Here is a 16,211-nt window from a genome sequence, read left to right as displayed (position 1 = left end):
TCAGAAGGAGCCGATCGTGGCTGATATCCAGATCTCCAACCTCGTAAAGACCTATCCGGGCGGATCCGAACGGGCCACCGACGACGTGTCCCTGCAGATCCAGGACGGCGAGTTCACCGTCCTGCTGGGCCCCTCCGGCTGCGGCAAGACCACCCTGCTGCGCATGATCGCCGGACTCGAGCTCCCTGATTCGGGTTCGATTGCCATCGGCGGCCGTGACGTGACCTACCTGCCGCCCAACAAGCGCAACCTGTCCATGGTGTTCCAGTCCTACGCCGTATTCCCCCACCGCAAGGTCCGCTACAACATCGGTTTCGGCCTGCGCATGGCCAAGGTCCCGGCCGAAGAAATCGAACGGAAGGTCCAGTGGGCGGCGGACCTCCTGCAGCTTGGCCCGTACCTGGACCGGCTTCCCGCCAACCTGTCCGGCGGCCAGCGCCAGCGCGTCGCGGTCGCCCGGGCCATTGTCATGGATGCCGACGTCCTGCTTATGGATGAGCCGCTCTCCAATTTGGACGCCCTGCTGCGCCTGACCTTCCGCTCGGAACTGAAAAAGATCGTCCAGGACCTGGGCACCACCACCGTCTACGTCACGCACGACCAGAGCGAGGCCCTGTCCCTCGGCGACCAGGTGGCCGTGATGCGCAAGGGCCGCATCGCCCAGCTCGGTGACCCGCTGGACGTCTACGACGCCCCGGCGGACCGCTTCGTGGGCGGCTTCATCGGATCTCCGCCCATGAACTTCATGGACGCCGCAGTCAGCCACGACGGCGGCACCCTGGTCCTGGGCGAACAGCAGCTTATGGCCCCGTCCATCCTGAGGTCCTTCGCCGGAAGGGACGTGCTGCTGGGCGTCCGGGCCGAAAACGTGACGGTCCGAAACGAGCGGTCCTCGGGCGACGTCGCGGCCACGGTCCTGGTGGTTGAACCCATGGGCTCAACCATCCTCCTCACGGTGGAAGTGGATGGCCACACCCTGAAAGTCCAGGCGCCCCCCACTTTCCGGACGGCACCCCACAAAACGATCTGGCTGGGCTTCGCCCCGAACACCATGCGCGTTTACGACCGCGAAACTTCGATGGCACTGGAGGCCAAATGAACCCCGTCACGTCCGTTTCCATGGAAGAGCTCCGCAGCGCCGCCATTGAAGTCCTGCGCCTCAATGACCTCGGCACCATGACCAGCGCGGCACCAAACCTTTACCCGCACATGTGGAGCTGGGATGCCGCGTTCGTAGCCATCGGCCTGGCACGCACCAGCGTCCCGCGCGCCGTCACCGAACTCCGGACCTTGCTCAACGCCCAGTGGTCCACCGGAATGATCCCCCACATCGTGTTCAGCGACAACCACACCGGCTACTTTCCCGGCTTCGACCGGTGGGGAACGGCGAGCGCGGCAGCCCTGCCGCCAGGGGTTAAGAGCAGCGGAATCTGCCAGCCCCCGGTGCACGCCATCGCCCTTCGCCACATCGTTGACCGTGGCCGCGAAAATGGCGGTGCAGACCAGGCAGCGGCGGAAGCGTTTCTTGCCGAGTCCTTTGACGGCTGGCTCGCGTGGCACCGCTGGCTCGCCACGGTCCGGGACCCGGACGGTGTGGGCCTCATTGAAATCCACCACGGCTGGGAATCCGGCTTCGACAATTCCCCCCGCTGGGACGGCCCGTATGCACGGGTAGTGCCCGGCGACGTCGCTCCCTTCACACGCCGGGACACCCTCCACGTGGCGGACACCAGCGAACGGCCGGACGACGCCGAGTACACAAAGTACCTGTGGCTGGTCCAGCAGATGGCGGACGTGCACTTCGACGACGCAGCTGTCCAGCAAGTGGTCCACTTCCGGGTGCGCGACGTGTTCTTCTCCGCCATCATGGCCGCTTCCAGCACAGTACTGGCAGACCTTGCCGAGGAGATCGGCAGGGGCAAGGAAGCCGAGGAACTGCGGCTGATGGCGGCCCAGTTCCGGGCGGGAGTGGCGTCCACTGTGGATCCCTCTACGGGCCTGGCGAGGGACTACGACGTGCTGGCCGGACAGTGGATCAGCACCGAAACCGTCTCCGGTTTCGCACCGCTGGTGTCCGGCGGAGACCCTGCCCTCCTGGCCGCCCAGCGCGAGCTGCTGCAGGGGCCGCGGTGGATGGGCTTCCCGGACCTCCGGTTCCCGCTGCCGCCGTCCACTTCTCCTGCGAGCGCCGCCTTCAAACCCCGGACGTACTGGAGGGGGCCCGTTTGGCCGTTCCTCAACCTCCTGCTTGGCTGGGCCTCTGCCAGGGACGGCGAAGCCGGTCTCTACGGCCAACTTAGGTCTGCTTCCCTTCAACAGTTGGCCGATCTGCAGTTCGGCGAGTACTACGAACCCTTCACCGGCGAACCCTTGGGCAGCCTGGCCCAGGCCTGGACCGCGGCTGCTGCCTTGGAATGGATGGGAGCCGGGCCTGCCGCGGGACACGCCGAAATCCAAGAGAACCCCAAGTGACCACAATTCCAAAGGCACCGGCGGAATCCAGCGGTCGCCAGCCCGCACCGGCACTCCATGAGAAGGTGATCGTGGGGCTGGATATCGGGGGTTCGAAAACCCATGGTGTCAGGATCGACGGCGGCAGGGTCACCCGGAATGAGGTGGCCGGCAGTGCAAACGTGCAGAACGTGGACCAGGCCACGGCAGCCGCGAACGTCGGGCACCTCATGGCTGCCCTTGGCGGCCATGATGCTGACGCAGTCTATGTCGGTGCCGGGGGGATCGACACCAGGGAGGATGCGGCCAACCTCCGCAAGCTCATCTCCCCGCATGCTCCCCAGGCCAGTGTGGAAATTGTCCATGACACCAGGCTCATCCTGGCAGCAGCAGGCCAGGACGCAGGGATAGCAGTCATCGCCGGCACGGGCTCTGCCGTCTGGGGAACCAACGAGGCCGGCGACGAGGCCAGGAGCGGCGGCTGGGGTTACCTGCTCGGTGACGAAGGCAGCGGATACTGGTTCGGGCGGGAGGCTGTCCGCCACAGCCTCCGGCAGTTCAACCTGGGACTTGCGCCGGACGAGCTCACACGGTTGCTGCTGTCCGAGTGCGGGCTGGACCATCCCGAACAGCTCATCAGCCACTTCCACACCAACCACGACCGCCGTTACTGGGCACAGCGGTCCGGCGTGGTTTTCGAGGCGGCAGCCCACGGCCATGTGCTCAGTCAGGCCATTATCCGGGAAGGCGGATGGCATTTGGCGGACCAGGTCCTGCAGGTTGCCCGGCGCCTCGCCCTGGTCGGCCCGGTGGTTCTTGGCGGCGGCCTCGGCGTCCACCAGCCTGCGCTTGTCGAAGCCCTGAACGCCCACCTGGCCGGGGAAGGGCTGGCTGCCGCCAAGCCCCTCGCCGTCGAGCCGGTCTTCGGTGCGGTCCACCTGGCCGGCGCTTACCTTCCAGCCGGAACTGGCCAGCCCCTGGAGGGCCCGGGCCGGTAAGGAAGTAGGCTTGTAGACCGGAGAAAGGGGGCCGGCGTGACAGTTGAAAGAATGCCTGCAAGCCTGGGCGGGGCAACCTCGCACGGGCATCTGCTGGAGCTGATCCGTTCGGCGGACGGCCTGTCGCGCCAGCAACTCCTGTCAACCACCGGGATGTCTCGTGCCACCCTTTATGAGCGGCTGGACACGCTCACCCGCCGCGGCTACATCTACGAGGCCGAACCCCTCGGTTCCACCGGTGGCCGCCCTTCCCGGAAGATCCGCTTCCAGGACCGCGGGCGCGTTGTCCTGGCGCTGACACTCGGCCAGACACACGGCACCGTGAGCATAACGGACACCACCGGGCGCCAACTGCGCTCGGAGACGTTCGCACTGGAGATCAGCGCGCCGGCTGACTCGGTCCTCCTCCCACTGGTCGAAGAAGGACGGAAACTCCTGGAGCAGGGTTCCGATGAGACCCTGCTGGGTATCGGCGTCAGTCTTCCAGCACCGGTGGAAGCCGGTACCGGGCACGTGAAGCACCAGACCACCATCCCCGGATGGTCACCCGACTCAGTGGTGCGGGCTGTCAAGGCGACCTGGGACCTGCCCCTGGTTATCGAGAACGACGCGCGTGCCGCAGCCTTGGGCGAAAGGGCCAGTGACGCTGAGACCGTTGTCTACGTCAAGGTCGGAACGGGCATTGGCTGCGGCATCGTGGTGGAAGGCTCCATCCTGCGGGGCGCCCATGGTTCTGCCGGGGACATTGGCCATATCCGCATGTCCGCCGACGGCCCCCTGTGCCGCTGCGGCCGCCACGGGTGCCTGGCTGCCTACAGCTCAGGACGCGCCCTCAGGGACAGGCTTGGCCATTTGGGCCTGACGAAAATTGATGACATCAGCGCGGCAGCGGGGACGGGAGATCCCGAGGTCCTGCAGGCCCTCAGTGATGCTGCGGACGTGCTTGGCCGGGCGCTTGCAGCCACCGTCACCACGCTCAACCCTGACCGCCTGGTGCTGGGTGGGCAGATTGGTGGACTGCCCGACTTTGTGGAAAAGGTGTCCTCCCGCGTCCTCACCGACGTGGTGGAGCGGATCGCCGAAGGCATGGTGGTGGAGGCGGGCCATCCGGAAGACCTCGCCGCCTGCCACGGGCTCACTACCCTCGTTATGCGCAAGATCTTCGCCCCCGATGCTGTTGACCAGCTCTTTGCGGATGAAGCGGAGAGCGCCGCGGGCTAGGGACGGCGAGAAGTTCGAGCCACGCCGGGCCGGATAAGGCCCGGCGGCGGCACCTATTCCTCGCCGTTGTCTTCGGCTTCCAGGTATCTCGCCATGGCTTCGCAGGCCTGATTCCAGCGCGCGTTCAGGGCGTGCCGGTTCAGCGGCGAGAACATGCCGTCGAGGACTTTTTCCATTGCGTCGTATGCAGCGTCCCGGGCCCGTTCCTGCGCCGCCGGGCTGTAATAGTTCATGTCGGTAATTCGTTGTCAGGGTGGGCCCGGATGGCGGAAAACTGACGGCTTTTAACCGGCCGGCCGGAGCGACGTGATCATCCGCCTGATGTCCTGGTACTCGGCGGTGTCCATGTATTTGCGGGCCTGTTCCAGGTATGGCAGGGACTCGGCACCGGGCGTCACGTTGTTTTCCGGATTGTAGAACGCACCGAACATCGCCGCGGTGGGCGGCCAGGTGAAGAAGTGGAAGATGGGGCATGCCGAGCCGCCGGTGGGAGCTTCAACGGTGGTGATGCCGTAGGCGGCAGCAGGGGTATCGGCGGGGCCGGGGGCTGTGGCATCGCCGCGGGTTTCGAACACGTACCGGGGCACGTCGCCGTCCTGAGCCAGGGCCGGGAGTTCCTGCGACTCAAACTCCGAGAAGGGATACTTCTCCATGCAGGTGGAACCGGTGGCCATGTTGGTCCGGAGGGTGGCCAGCGGCTTTCCTGCTTCATTGGTGACCTCCGCGAAGGCGCCCCCGCCTTCCGGGAGCTCCCCTGCCGGGTCCCGTACGCTCCACTCCGCCGGCAGGTCAAACGCGAGCTGCCCGTCCGCCGTCGTAAAGGTCATCCATGCTGCCCCCTCTGCGGGGGGCTTCGCGGTGGCGGTCGCGGTGGCACCGCCGTCCGGCGGGGTCGAGGTGACGGAAGGGCTGGGGGCAGCGGACGTGGCGGGGGTCGTGGCCGTCGCCGCCGGGGTTGTTGCCGTCGGCGGCCCTGCCTGCGGGCCGCAACCGGCCAGCACCACAGAAACCAGGATCATCGTGGGAAGCAGCCCGCCGGACCTACGCATGTCACCCTCCCGGGGCTAGGAAAACCTGTCCTCCAATTGTGGAACCGCGTACAGGTTTCGGGCCGGGCGCTGAGTGATTGGCGCCGAACCGTTGCGCCGAATAACAGAAGAGTCTTGGAGCTTTAACGCACGACGGCGGCCCGCCCCCAGGGGAGCGGGCCGCCGTCGAACGCGTTTTGTTATGAGAGCGTGGCGGTGTCGATCACGAAGCGGTAGCGGACGTCCGAGGCCAGCACGCGCTCGTAGGCGTCGTTGATCTTCTCAGCGGGGATGACCTCGATCTCCGCCCCGATGCCGTGCTCGGCGCAGAAGTCGAGCATCTCCTGGGTTTCGCGGATCCCGCCGATCATGGAACCGGCGAAGGATCGGCGGCCCGTGATGAGGGCGAAGGCGTTGACCGGGAGCGGTTCGGCGGGGGCGCCGACGTTGACCAGTGCGCCGTCGAGGGTGAGCAGCTGCAGGTAGGAGCTGATGTCGATCGAAGCGCTGACGGTGTTGATGATCAGGTCGAAGGTGCCGGCGAGCTGTTCGAACGTGCCCGGATCGCTGGTGGCGTAGTAGCTGTCCGCGCCCAGGCGCAGCCCGTCTTCCTGCTTCTTCAGCGACTGGGACAGGACCGTTACCTCAGCACCCATAGCGGCGGCGAGTTTGACGGCCATGTGGCCGAGGCCGCCGAGGCCGACGACGGCGACCTTCTTGCCCGGGCCGGCGCCCCAGCGGCGCAGCGGGGAGTACGTGGTGATACCGGCGCACAGCAGCGGGGCCGCGGCGTCGAGCTCGATGCCTTCGGGGATGCGGACCACAAAATCTTCGGTCACGACGACGTGGCTTGAGTAGCCGCCCTGGGTGATGGTTCCGTCGCGGTCCACTGCGCCGTAGGTACCCACCATGCCCTTGAGGCAGTACTGCTCTTCGCCCTTCAGGCAGTTGGCGCATTCGCGGCAGGAGTTGACCATGCAGCCGACACCGACGCGGTCACCCACAGCGTGCTTGGTGACAGCGGAGCCAACTTCCGTGACAACACCGGCGATTTCGTGGCCGGGAACCAGCGGGTACTGCTGCGGGCCCCAGTCGCCGCGGACGGTATGGATGTCTGAGTGGCAGATGCCGGCGAACTTGATCTCGATCAGGACGTCGTGGGGGCCCACTTCGCGGCGTTCAATGGTGGTCGCAAAAAGGTCCTCTGTGGCGGACGGGGATGCATAGGCCTTGACGGTGGTCATGGTTCTCCTGTGGTTTTTGGGGGGGATTACTGAATGCTACAGGGTCGATTAACATCAAACCCCGCGGTGGGGAGGCGTAGCGAGGGCCCTGTTGAAACGGGTTATGGCAGAACCCCCTTCAACCGCCCTCCTACTCGTCACCTCTGATGCCCGCTGGGGCACCTGCGGGTTTGCGGGCGGGCCAGGACAAGGAGTCCGAACAGGGAAAGCAGCGCTCCGCCAATCATGAGCAACGCCATGGGCACGGCTGTGTCCGAGCCGCCCAGTCCCGCTATCGGAGCGACGACGCCGGCTGTGGTCCACTGGACGAGTCCCAGCACGGCTGAGCTGGTGCCCGGGTGTTCGGGTACTTCGGCCGAGGCGAGGGCGCCGCCGTTGGTATTAATCAGGCCTTGGGCCACCATGAGTGCGAAAAAGCTGCCCATCGCCACCAGCAGCGGGGTGGCCCACCAGAGGGCCCCGGCCAGCATGGCCGCACCGGCAGCCAGGGCAATGATTTGCCCCACGAAGATGACCTTCCGGGTGGACACACGGCCGGCAAGCCGCGCCGAGACCAGCGCGGCGAGGGTCATGCCGCCCGCGTTCGCCGCGAACACTATGGAGTACGCCACGGGCGACAGGCCGTTCATGTTCTGCAGGATGAACGCGGACGTTGCCACGTAGGCGAACAGGGCGATAAAGGCCGACGACGCCACCACCACGTAGCCAACGAACCGGCGGTTTGAGAGCACGGCCTTCGCCGCGCGGCCAAATTCCCCCAGCCCGCCTGCGTGCCGCTTTTCCGGCGGCATCGACTCCGGAACGATGAACAGCGCACAGAGGGTCATCAGGATGCCTAGGGCGGCAAGCGACCAGAAGGTCATCCGCCACCCGGTCAGCTGGAGGATCACGGCTCCGAGCAGCGGGCTGATGATTGGAGCGACGCCGCCGATCCCCATCACGAGGTTGAGTACCCGGACCAGCTGCGGCCCGTGGGCCAGGTCCACAATGACGGCGCGCCCGATGACCATGGCCCAGCCTCCGCCGAACCCCTGCAGGAACCGGGCCAGCATCAGGATCCAAACGTCCGGTGCCACGGCGCATGCGACCGATGCGACAATCATGAGCACCGTTCCCGCTACCAGCGGCATCCGCCGGCCGCGCTGGTCGCTGAAGGGCCCGCCCACAAGCTGTCCGAGCCCCATCCCGGCGAAGAACGTGGTCAAGGTCAACTGCACGGCGGACGCGGTGGTGCCGAACTCTTCGGATACCCGCGGGAAGGCCGGAACGTACATATCGGTAGCGAGCGGCGCCACGGCCGTCAGGAAGATGACCGTGGCAACCAGCGTGGCCGGGACGGCGCCGGCCGATCGCCCGCGGGTGGTTGCAGTGGGCAGCATGGGTTGGTGCTCCAGGTCGTTGATGGCTAAAAGGGGGGGTATTTCCATCAAACCGGCAGCCGGCAAGCGTAGCGAGGGCCCTGGCGTAACGGGTTCTGGCAGACCCTCCTTAGGGTTTGCGGTTTCGTCGTAACGTGTCCGTATGGATAACCGAGCCGAGGTCCGGCAGTTTCTTTCTACCCGCCGGGGGCGCATCACGCCGGAGCAGGCGGGTATCGAACAGTACGGCGGGCGGCGGCGGGTGCCGGGCCTGAGGCGCGAAGAAGTGGCCCGGCTGGCCGGGGTCAGCGTTGACTACTACACGCGGCTGGAACGCGGAAACCTCACCGGGGTTTCCGACAGTGTGCTGGACGCCATTGCACAGGCGCTGGAGCTGGACCGCGCTGAACACGACCACCTCTACGACCTGGCCCGGGCGGCCAACACGTCTGGACGCAAGCGTGCTGCGAGCGCAGCGGGTTCCGTCCCGTCCGGGGTGCGGCCCGAACTGCAGTACCTCTTGGACACCATCACCGCGGCGCCGGCCTTCATTGGCAACAACCGGCTGGATATCGTGGCGGCCAACGCCCTGGGTTACGCGTTGTATTCCGACATGTACCGTGGCACGGCACGGCCGGCAAACCATTCCCGGTTCATCTTCCTGGACCCCCGCGCGCACGATTTCTACACGGACTGGGACCGGGCAGCCAACGTCAATGTCGCCATCCTGCGCCGCGAAGCGGGCCGCAGCCCGCACGACAAGGGCATTGCCGAGCTGATCGGCGAGCTGTCCATGCGCAGTGACGAATTCCGTACGCGCTGGGCTGCACACAACGTCCGCCGCCACTACGCCGGCACAAAGTTCTTCAAGCATCCCGTGGTGGGGCTCCTCGAGCTGAACTATCAGGTCCTGGGGCTGGAAGAGGATCCCGGCCATACCCTGACGGTCTACCCCGCCACGCCGGGCAGCCCCTCCGAGGAAGCCCTCAAACTCCTCGCCTCGTGGGCCGCGACCGAGAACATCGTCGAGACAGCCCAAGCCCACGCCCGGAGCTAAACACCAGGAGCTAAAGCCCCAACCTGCCCTGGCGAGGCGTGCCGTTATGACAGGGGAACGGCGAGGATCCGGTCATCCCCGGGCTGTGGGTCACCGCGGCCGTCGGTGTTGTTGGTCATGAACCACAGCTGCCCGTCCGGTGACAGTGCTACGTCGCGGATACGGCCGTACTCCCGGCTGTAGTGGTCGGTGAACGTGGTGGGATCCGAGACGGGAACCGACCGCAAAACCTGTCCCCGGAGGTTGGCGATGAACAGGGTGCCGCCGGCGTGGGCCATGCCGCTGGGACTGGCCGTGCCGGGCTGCCACTGCTGCACGGGATCGACGAAACCTTCCCGGCCCGCAATCCCTTCCACGGTGGGCCACCCGTAGTTGGCGCCAGGCCTGATGACGTTCAGCTCGTCCCACGTGTTCTGCCCGAATTCGGTGGCGAACAGGGTTCCGTCCTCCGCCCACGCAAGGCCCTGCGGGTTTCGATGCCCGTAGCTGTACGTCAGGGAGCCCGGGAAGGGGTTGTCGGCCGGAACCTCACCCTCGGGAGTCATGCGCAGAATTTTTCCGGCAAGGGAATCCCTCTCCTGGGCGCTGTTGCGCTGCTGCGCGTCCCCGGCCGTCACGTACAGCATGCCGTCGGGACCAAAGGCGATCCTGCCGCCGTCGTGCGTACTAGCGGCCGGAATCCCTGCCAGCAGTGTGTCCGGCTGCCCAAGCGAGAGGGATCCTGGTGTGCCGGTCACGGCAAAACGCTGGACCCGGTTGCCGTCCGACGCCGTCGAGTAGACGTAGAGGTCGCCGCCGCCACCTACCGCGAGGCCCAGCAGTCCTGACTCTCCCCGGCCAACCACCCCCTCAACGGTCCCGATGGGCCGTGCAGAACCGTCCGGCGCGAGTTCGAGAATGCGCGCACTGTTCCGCTCACTGACCAACGGCGTTCCGTCGCGGAACACGACGGACCACGGCGCGGCAAGGCCAGTTGCGACAGGCTGCGGAGTCCCGGCGATCGTGGCTGGGGTTGTCCGGGCTGGACTGGCTGTGGAAGCGGCCGGGGCGGAAGTAACCGGCGCCGAGGACGAGGGGGCAGGGAACGTCGCTGTGGGCGACGGCGGCGGAGTAGCTGTGCAGCCAGCCAGGAGAATACCCGTCCCAATGGCAGCCGCGGAAAGGGTCCGGTGGCGCATGCGCTTCTCCTAACGAGTCGTTCCAGTCACATTAACCCCCGTTGCGGATCATGGCGCCCGGTTGCCCGGTTTGTCCTCCTGATGGCGCCATAAGTAGCGCCGTTTCCTCCCGTTTCGCTTCCGTTGCGGGGTGCTGGCCAAGGCATTGAAGACCGTGCTTAGGTGTTTCCACGGCACACGCCAGGCCGAGCGCAACACACTCTGACAGTGAACAGGAGGACCGATGCCGCACCCATCCGACCGCCCGCAAGGCACCCGCACTTTCGGTCCGCTGTGTTGGCTCCGCCGAATGTGCACCCACTCCCTGGTTTCGACAAGCTCAACCACCAGCCGCTGACGTAATACCGCAGCACCACCGCCACAGCGTCCGACGGCGGCACGCACCTCTTTCCCTTTTCCCCGGCTATCCCGGTCCCCCGGCGCTTCGTCGCGCCCTGATGCCCACATACCGTCCCTTCGAAAGGCACAGCATGTCCCCCGCAACATCCTCCCCGCCTCAACAATCCTTCAGCGGTGCCTTCAGCCGGCGCCGCGCCCTGGGCGCGTTCCTGGCCCTGCCCGCACTCGGCCTCCTGACGGCCTGCGGCGGAACCGCCACCGCCGGCAACCCCACCAGCCAGGCGTCCTTCACACCGCTTGCCGCCTCCGTTCCGGCCGGCACCACCATCAAGGTGGGTGATCCGAGCATCCGGGTTGCCTTGGAACTGTCCGGCCTGATCAAGGACCTGGACGGCATCAACGTGGAGTTCGCGAACATCTCCGGCGGACCCCAGACCACCGAAGCGTTCCGGGCCAACGCTCTGGACGTCGGCTCGGTGGCGGACATCCCGCCCATCCACGCCACCTGGACCGGCCTGGACGTCCGCATTATTGCGAGCGCCTACCGGCAGGACGCCGTGAACCATCCGCTGTACGAACTCGGCATCGCCCCCGGTTCCGGCATCGCAAAGCTGGAGGACCTGCGCGGCAAGAAGGTGGCGTACAGCCCGGGCCAGGCCCAGGGCGCGCTGGTCCTGCGCATCCTGGAAAAGGCCGGGCTCGCCCAGGATGACGTGAAGCTCATCGAGCTGCCCAGCACGGGAGACGCGTACTCCTCGGCGCTCTCCAGCAAGCAGGTTGACGCGGCACCGCTGGGCGGCGTCCAGATCAAGCGGTACCTCGCCAAGTACCAGGCCGACGGCGCCACCACCCTCCGCCACGGCCTCCGCGACGACCCGGGGCACCTGTACTCCCCCGCCAAGGTCCTGGCCGATCCCGCCAAGGCCGCCGCCCTAGCCAAGTACGCCGAGGCGTGGGGCAAGGCCCAGCGCTGGATCGAGGACCACCCCAAGGAATGGCTCGAAGGCTACTACATCAAGGACCAGGGACTCTCCGCCGAGGACGGGCAGTACCTGATCGACGCCGCCGGCAAGCGGGACGTCCCCACATCCTGGACCGAGGCCATCGAGCGGCACCAGCAGACCATCGACCTGCTGGCCAGGGAACAGAAGAAGCCGCAACTGAAGGCGGCGGACCTCTACGACACCCGCTTCGAGGCCATCGCGGGCACCGCCTTCACCGTGGCCGGCAAGGGCGGCGCAGCATGAGCGCCGCCCCGGTCCTGGAACGTCCCGCCGTCGAGCCCCACCTGGACCCGGCCCTCGCGGCACGCGAGGACGTCCGGCCCACCGGCAGGAGGCTGGGCCCCGGACGACGACGGCGCCTGGCCTGGCTGCTGGGCCCCTCCGTCCTGCTGGGGCTCTGGACAGTTTCTTCCGCAACAGGGCTGCTGGACCCGCGGATCCTCTCGGAGCCCTGGACCGTGGTGGCCACCGCCGGTGAACTGATCGCCGACGGCAGGCTGCAGGAAAACCTCGCCATCTCCGCCCAGCGCGCCGGCCTGGGGCTGTTTTTCGGCATCGTGGTGGGTGCTGTGCTGGCCCTCCTCGCCGGGTTGAGCCGCGTGGGTGAGGCGCTGATCGACGGGCCGGTGCAGATCAAGCGCGCCATCCCCGGCCTGGCCCTGATTCCGCTCCTCATCCTGTGGTTCGGCATCGACGAGACCATGAAGGTCCTCACCATCACCCTGGGCGTCTTCGTCCCCATCTACCTGCAGACCCACGCCGGCCTGCGCGGGATCGACCTGCGCTACGTCGAACTCGCCCAGACCGTGGGCCTCAGCCGCGCCGCCTTCATCCGCAAGGTGGTCCTCCCCGGCGCGCTCCCCGGATTCTTCCTGGGCCTGCGCTTCGCCGTCACCGGAGCCTGGGTGTCCCTGGTGGTGGTTGAACAAATCAACGCCACCAGCGGCATCGGCTACATGATGGAGCTCGCCCGCACGTATGGCCAAACCAACATCATCGTCCTCGGACTGGCCGTCTATGGCATCCTCGGCCTGCTGTCCGACGGCGCCGTCCGCTTCCTCGAACGAAAGGCCCTCTCATGGCAGCGCACCCTGGCGGGCTGACCGCCGTCGCTTCTTCAGGCACGGTACGGTCCGCCGTCGGCTCTTCCTCCGGCACAGCCCCTGCAACCGGCGCCGGCAACGCAGTTTCGGTCCGGAACCTGATCCGCAGCTTTGGCCCGAAAGGCGTCCTGAACGGCGTGGACCTGGACATCGCTCCCGGCGAGTTCGTGGCCCTCCTCGGCCCCAGCGGCTGCGGCAAAAGCACCCTGCTCCGGGCCCTCGCCGGGCTGGACCACGACGTCCGCGGCAGCGGTGTGATCAGCGTCCCCGAAAGGGTGTCCGTGGTCTTCCAGGATTCGCGGCTGCTGCCGTGGGACAGCGTGCTGGGCAACGTCACCCTGGGCCTGCGGGAGCACGACGCCGACTCCCGGGCACGCAAGGCCCTCGCCGAAGTGGGGCTCGCCGGCCGGGAAAAATCCTGGCCCCACGAGCTCTCCGGCGGCGAGCAGCAGCGCGTGGCGCTGGCCAGGTCCCTGGTCCGGGAGCCGCAGCTGCTGCTGGCCGACGAGCCGTTCGGGGCGCTCGACGCCCTCACCCGGATCAAGATGCACGGACTGCTCCAGGACCTGGTGGCCGCACACCGCCCGGCCGTCCTGCTGGTCACCCACGACGTCGACGAAGCCATTGCCCTGGCGGACCGGATCGTGGTGCTGGACAGCGGCCGCGTTGCCACCGTCCGCACCGTAACGCCGGAGATCAGCACCGCGGTGGATGCCGCCGGACACGAAGCCCTGCGCCGCGACCTCCTTGCCGACCTTGGCGTCGTCGGCACCAGCCACTGACCTCTACCTCAGCTGAAGGACCATCCCATGACTTCTGACAACTCTCCCACTACCCGCCAACTCCACCTCAACGCCTTCCTCATGAGCACCGGACACCACGAGGCATCCTGGCGGCTGCCCGATAGCGACCCGCACTCCAGCACCAACGTGGAGCACTACAAACAGCTCGCACGAACTGCTGAACGCGGCAAGCTTGACTCCATCTTCTTCGCCGACTCCCCCGTGCTCTTCGGCGAGGTGGGCCGGCGCCCGGCCGGCAAGCTCGAGCCCACCGTGCTCCTCACCGCAATCGCCGGCGCCACCGAGCACATTGGCCTGATCGCCACCGCCTCCACCACGTACAACGAGCCCTTCAACCTGGCCCGCCGGTTTGCATCAGTGGATTGGGTCAGCGGCGGCCGCGCGGGGTGGAACGTGGTCACCACCGCCGGTCCGGACGCAGCCCGCAACTTTGGCGTGGACGACCAGCCTGCCCACGCCGTCCGGTACGAACGTGCCGCCGAGTTTCTCGAGGTGGCACAGAAGCTCTGGGACAGCTGGCAGGACGATGCCGTGCTCGCGGACAAAGCCGAGGGCGTGTGGGGCGATGCCGACAAGATTCGCGTGATCGACCATGAGGGCAAGCATTTCAAGGTCCGGGGACCGCTCAACGTGCCCCGCTCGCCGCAGGGCCACCCGCTGATCGTCCAGGCCGGCTCGTCCGAGGACGGCAAGGACCTCGCCGCCCGCTACGCGGACGCCGTCTTCACCGCCCACCAGACGCTTGCTGATGCACAGGCCTTCTACCGGGACCTCAAGGACCGGACCGCCGCCGTCGGCCGCGATCCCGAAAGCATCAAGATCCTGCCGGGCATCGTGCCGGTCATCGGTGCCACGGAAGCGGAAGCCCTGGAGCTTGAGCGGGAACTGGACCGGCTGATCAAGCCGGAGTACGCGCGGATCCAGCTGGCCAAGACCCTGCGCGTCGCCCCGGAGGACCTGCCCCTGGACCGTCAGCTGCCGGACAACCTGCCCAGCGAAGACGAGATTGAGGGCGCCAAGAGCCGCTACACGCTGATCGTCCAGCTGGCCCGCCGCGAAAAGCTCACCGTGCGCCAACTCATCGGACGGCTGGGCGGCGGCCGCGGTCACCGCACCTTCACCGGCACCCCGGTCCAGGTGGCGGACGCGATCCAGGAATGGTTCGACGGCGGCGCGGCGGACGGTTTCAACATCATGCCGCCGGTGCTGCCCTCGGGGCTGGAGGCATTCGTGGACCGGGTGGTTCCCATCCTCCAGGAACGCGGCCTGTTCCGCACGGAATACACCGGCAGGACACTGCGGGAGCACTACGGCCTGGAACGCCCGGCCAACCGCTACGCCGGCGCGGGCGCAGGGAAACTGGCATCGATGGGATCGGCGTTTTGATGGCCAGACAGCTGGATCGACGAGGCCGTCCCGCCCAGCACGAGGCTGAACCATGGCGACGCCGCCGGCTATCGGCTGCCGTCGTTGTCTGATCCGGTGCTGCGCCGCCGCAGCCGCTGAAGCTGGGCAGCAGGCGGGCCGGCGCATCAGGTTGCCGGGCGGCGCGGGAAGCTCCCGCCGTCGTCCGGCAACCTCGCCACTCCAGTCAGGCCGGGTGCACCCGGGTAGTGAGGTAGAGGCGGTGGGCGGTGATGACCAGCGCAAGCCAGGCGGCCCCCAGCGCCCACGCCCCCAGCACGTCGGTAAGCCAATGGTGGCCCAGGTAAACACGGCTCAGCCCCATCGTGGCGGCAAAGATCCCTGCTGCCACTGCCGTGAGGACACGTGCGCGGGGGGACTTGAGGCGGAGAATCACCAGGTACGCCACAATCCCGGCGATCACCACGGAATTCAACGAGTGGCCGCTGGGGAATGAAGCGGAGTACTCGTAGGGCGGCACGGCATCTGCCAGGTCCGGCCTGGTCCTGCCCACCAGTTCCTTGCCCGCGATGGTCATCAGGAGCGAACCGAGCCCGGCAACCAGCATCAGGATGACCGGCGTCCAGGACCGCCGCCTCAACGCCAGCCCAATCATGATGGCCAGCGCCAACAAGGGCATCCCCACCGTTCCGCCCACGTCGGTGTAGCCGGTGATAATCGTGTCCAGGCCCGGTGACCGGAGCGTCTTGGCACCGTCCAGGACCGGATGGTCCAGCCCGGCGACGCCGTCGGCTTGGACCACGGATTCATACACCTCGGCGAATACGGCGGCGAGCGCAACGGCCAGCACTGCCCCGACGGCAAGGGTGAGGACCAACGCCGCATGGGGGCCGAGCAGCCTGCTGATCCGTTGAACCGTGGAGGCCAGGAACCGGCCGGGTTTGCTGTCCCACCGGGTGAGGTCCTGCCCGCCGACAAAGCGGTCCTGGTGGACTTCACCGCTCACACCGGTCTCAGGCGGAGTCTTTCCTGCAACCATCTCTTTGAGCCCTCCCTGCCGCG

15 protein-coding genes are annotated in these 16,211 nt (G+C 67.2%); 9 read left to right on the top strand and 6 right to left on the bottom strand.

What is annotated here, in order from left to right:
• The first annotated feature begins 16 nt into the window (after nt 1-16).
• Genes G6R19_RS14550 through G6R19_RS14535 form a run of 4 tightly spaced genes read left to right on the top strand, consistent with a single transcriptional unit; the run spans nt 17 to nt 4,670 of the window.
• A complete protein-coding gene (locus G6R19_RS14550; RefSeq protein WP_163166151.1) occupies nt 17-1,099 on the top strand; it encodes an ABC transporter ATP-binding protein in 1,083 nt (360 codons plus the stop codon).
• Nucleotides 1,096-2,472, top strand: a complete 1,377-nt coding sequence (locus G6R19_RS14545) for a glycogen debranching protein (protein ID WP_163166149.1) — start codon at nt 1,096-1,098, stop codon at nt 2,470-2,472. The genes G6R19_RS14550 and G6R19_RS14545 overlap by 4 nt, the downstream gene beginning before the upstream one ends.
• Entirely contained in the window at nt 2,469-3,449 is a 981-nt protein-coding gene (locus G6R19_RS14540) for a BadF/BadG/BcrA/BcrD ATPase family protein (protein WP_240341898.1), read from the top strand. The genes G6R19_RS14545 and G6R19_RS14540 overlap by 4 nt, the downstream gene beginning before the upstream one ends.
• Before the next feature lie 51 nt (nt 3,450-3,500).
• Entirely contained in the window at nt 3,501-4,670 is a 1,170-nt protein-coding gene (locus tag G6R19_RS14535) for an ROK family transcriptional regulator (protein ID WP_205484446.1), read from the top strand.
• A gap of 53 nt (nt 4,671-4,723) precedes the next feature.
• On the opposite strand, the gene G6R19_RS14530 is transcribed toward G6R19_RS14535, so the two are convergent.
• The 4 genes from G6R19_RS14530 to G6R19_RS14515 form a co-directional block, all read right to left on the bottom strand.
• Nucleotides 4,724-4,903 (bottom strand): hypothetical protein, encoded by a 180-nt coding sequence (locus tag G6R19_RS14530; RefSeq protein WP_163166144.1) that lies wholly within the window; start codon nt 4,901-4,903, stop codon nt 4,724-4,726.
• A gap of 51 nt (nt 4,904-4,954) precedes the next feature.
• A complete protein-coding gene (locus G6R19_RS14525; RefSeq protein WP_205484444.1) occupies nt 4,955-5,719 on the bottom strand; it encodes a hypothetical protein in 765 nt (254 codons plus the stop codon).
• Nucleotides 5,720-5,898: 179 nt separating this feature from the next.
• A complete protein-coding gene (locus tag G6R19_RS14520) occupies nt 5,899-6,942 on the bottom strand; it encodes an NAD(P)-dependent alcohol dehydrogenase (protein WP_163166142.1) in 1,044 nt (347 codons plus the stop codon).
• A 137-nt stretch (nt 6,943-7,079) separates the two neighbouring features.
• On the bottom strand, nt 7,080-8,321 hold the full coding sequence (locus tag G6R19_RS14515) for a multidrug effflux MFS transporter (protein ID WP_163166140.1): 1,242 nt from the start codon (nt 8,319-8,321) through the stop codon (nt 7,080-7,082).
• 142 nt (nt 8,322-8,463) lie between these two features.
• Here G6R19_RS14515 and G6R19_RS14510 point away from each other — a divergent pair, with 142 nt between their 5' ends.
• Nucleotides 8,464-9,357 carry a helix-turn-helix transcriptional regulator gene (locus G6R19_RS14510; protein WP_163166138.1) on the top strand — a complete coding sequence of 298 codons (894 nt, stop codon included), beginning with the start codon at nt 8,464-8,466 and terminating at the stop codon, nt 9,355-9,357.
• Nucleotides 9,358-9,401: 44 nt separating this feature from the next.
• On the opposite strand, the gene G6R19_RS14505 is transcribed toward G6R19_RS14510, so the two are convergent.
• Complete coding sequence (locus G6R19_RS14505; protein ID WP_163166136.1) at nt 9,402-10,535, bottom strand: PQQ-dependent sugar dehydrogenase; 1,134 nt, start codon at nt 10,533-10,535, stop codon at nt 9,402-9,404.
• A 470-nt stretch (nt 10,536-11,005) separates the two neighbouring features.
• Here G6R19_RS14505 and G6R19_RS14500 point away from each other — a divergent pair, with 470 nt between their 5' ends.
• The 4 genes from G6R19_RS14500 to G6R19_RS14485 are packed head-to-tail and all read left to right on the top strand — an operon-like array spanning nt 11,006 to nt 15,170.
• Nucleotides 11,006-12,121, top strand: a complete 1,116-nt coding sequence (locus G6R19_RS14500) for an ABC transporter substrate-binding protein (RefSeq protein ID WP_163166134.1) — start codon at nt 11,006-11,008, stop codon at nt 12,119-12,121.
• On the top strand, nt 12,118-12,981 hold the full coding sequence (locus G6R19_RS14495; protein WP_163166132.1) for an ABC transporter permease: 864 nt from the start codon (nt 12,118-12,120) through the stop codon (nt 12,979-12,981). Before G6R19_RS14500 ends, G6R19_RS14495 begins: the two co-directional genes overlap by 4 nt.
• Nucleotides 12,957-13,763, top strand: coding sequence for an ABC transporter ATP-binding protein (locus G6R19_RS14490; RefSeq protein ID WP_163166130.1), 807 nt, complete (start codon nt 12,957-12,959; stop codon nt 13,761-13,763). The genes G6R19_RS14495 and G6R19_RS14490 overlap by 25 nt, the downstream gene beginning before the upstream one ends.
• A 27-nt stretch (nt 13,764-13,790) precedes the next feature.
• The gene (locus tag G6R19_RS14485) at nt 13,791-15,170 is read left to right on the top strand and encodes an LLM class flavin-dependent oxidoreductase (protein WP_163166128.1); all 1,380 of its coding nucleotides are present in this window, start codon (nt 13,791-13,793) and stop codon (nt 15,168-15,170) included.
• Between the two features lie 205 nt (nt 15,171-15,375).
• On the opposite strand, the gene G6R19_RS14480 is transcribed toward G6R19_RS14485, so the two are convergent.
• On the bottom strand, nt 15,376-16,188 hold the full coding sequence (locus tag G6R19_RS14480) for a phosphatase PAP2 family protein (protein ID WP_163166127.1): 813 nt from the start codon (nt 16,186-16,188) through the stop codon (nt 15,376-15,378).
• Between the last annotated feature and the right edge of the window lie 23 nt (nt 16,189-16,211).

It is taken from the genome of Arthrobacter sp. Alg241-R88 (genome assembly GCF_900537115.1).
Taxonomy (GTDB): Bacteria; Actinomycetota; Actinomycetes; order Actinomycetales; family Micrococcaceae; genus Arthrobacter.
This window is presented reverse-complemented; position numbering and strand designations above follow the sequence as displayed.

Bases quoted from the DNA above. Each gene is read 5' to 3' on its own strand.
- G6R19_RS14545 (WP_163166149.1), top strand. From the start codon at position 1,096: ATGAACCCCGTCACGTCCGTTTCCATGGAAGAGCTCCGCAGCGCCGCC.
- G6R19_RS14535 (WP_205484446.1), top strand. From the start codon at position 3,501: ATGCCTGCAAGCCTGGGCGGGGCAACCTCGCACGGGCATCTGCTGGAG.
- G6R19_RS14530 (WP_163166144.1), bottom strand. From the start codon at position 4,903: ATGAACTATTACAGCCCGGCGGCGCAGGAACGGGCCCGGGACGCTGCA.
- G6R19_RS14525 (WP_205484444.1), bottom strand. From the start codon at position 5,719: ATGCGTAGGTCCGGCGGGCTGCTTCCCACGATGATCCTGGTTTCTGTG.
- G6R19_RS14520 (WP_163166142.1), bottom strand. From the start codon at position 6,942: ATGACCACCGTCAAGGCCTATGCATCCCCGTCCGCCACAGAGGACCTT.
- G6R19_RS14515 (WP_163166140.1), bottom strand. From the start codon at position 8,321: ATGCTGCCCACTGCAACCACCCGCGGGCGATCGGCCGGCGCCGTCCCG.
- G6R19_RS14510 (WP_163166138.1), top strand. From the start codon at position 8,464: ATGGATAACCGAGCCGAGGTCCGGCAGTTTCTTTCTACCCGCCGGGGG.
- G6R19_RS14505 (WP_163166136.1), bottom strand. From the start codon at position 10,535: ATGCGCCACCGGACCCTTTCCGCGGCTGCCATTGGGACGGGTATTCTC.
- G6R19_RS14500 (WP_163166134.1), top strand. From the start codon at position 11,006: ATGTCCCCCGCAACATCCTCCCCGCCTCAACAATCCTTCAGCGGTGCC.
- G6R19_RS14495 (WP_163166132.1), top strand. From the start codon at position 12,118: ATGAGCGCCGCCCCGGTCCTGGAACGTCCCGCCGTCGAGCCCCACCTG.
- G6R19_RS14490 (WP_163166130.1), top strand. From the start codon at position 12,957: ATGGCAGCGCACCCTGGCGGGCTGACCGCCGTCGCTTCTTCAGGCACG.
- G6R19_RS14485 (WP_163166128.1), top strand. From the start codon at position 13,791: ATGACTTCTGACAACTCTCCCACTACCCGCCAACTCCACCTCAACGCC.
- G6R19_RS14480 (WP_163166127.1), bottom strand. From the start codon at position 16,188: ATGGTTGCAGGAAAGACTCCGCCTGAGACCGGTGTGAGCGGTGAAGTC.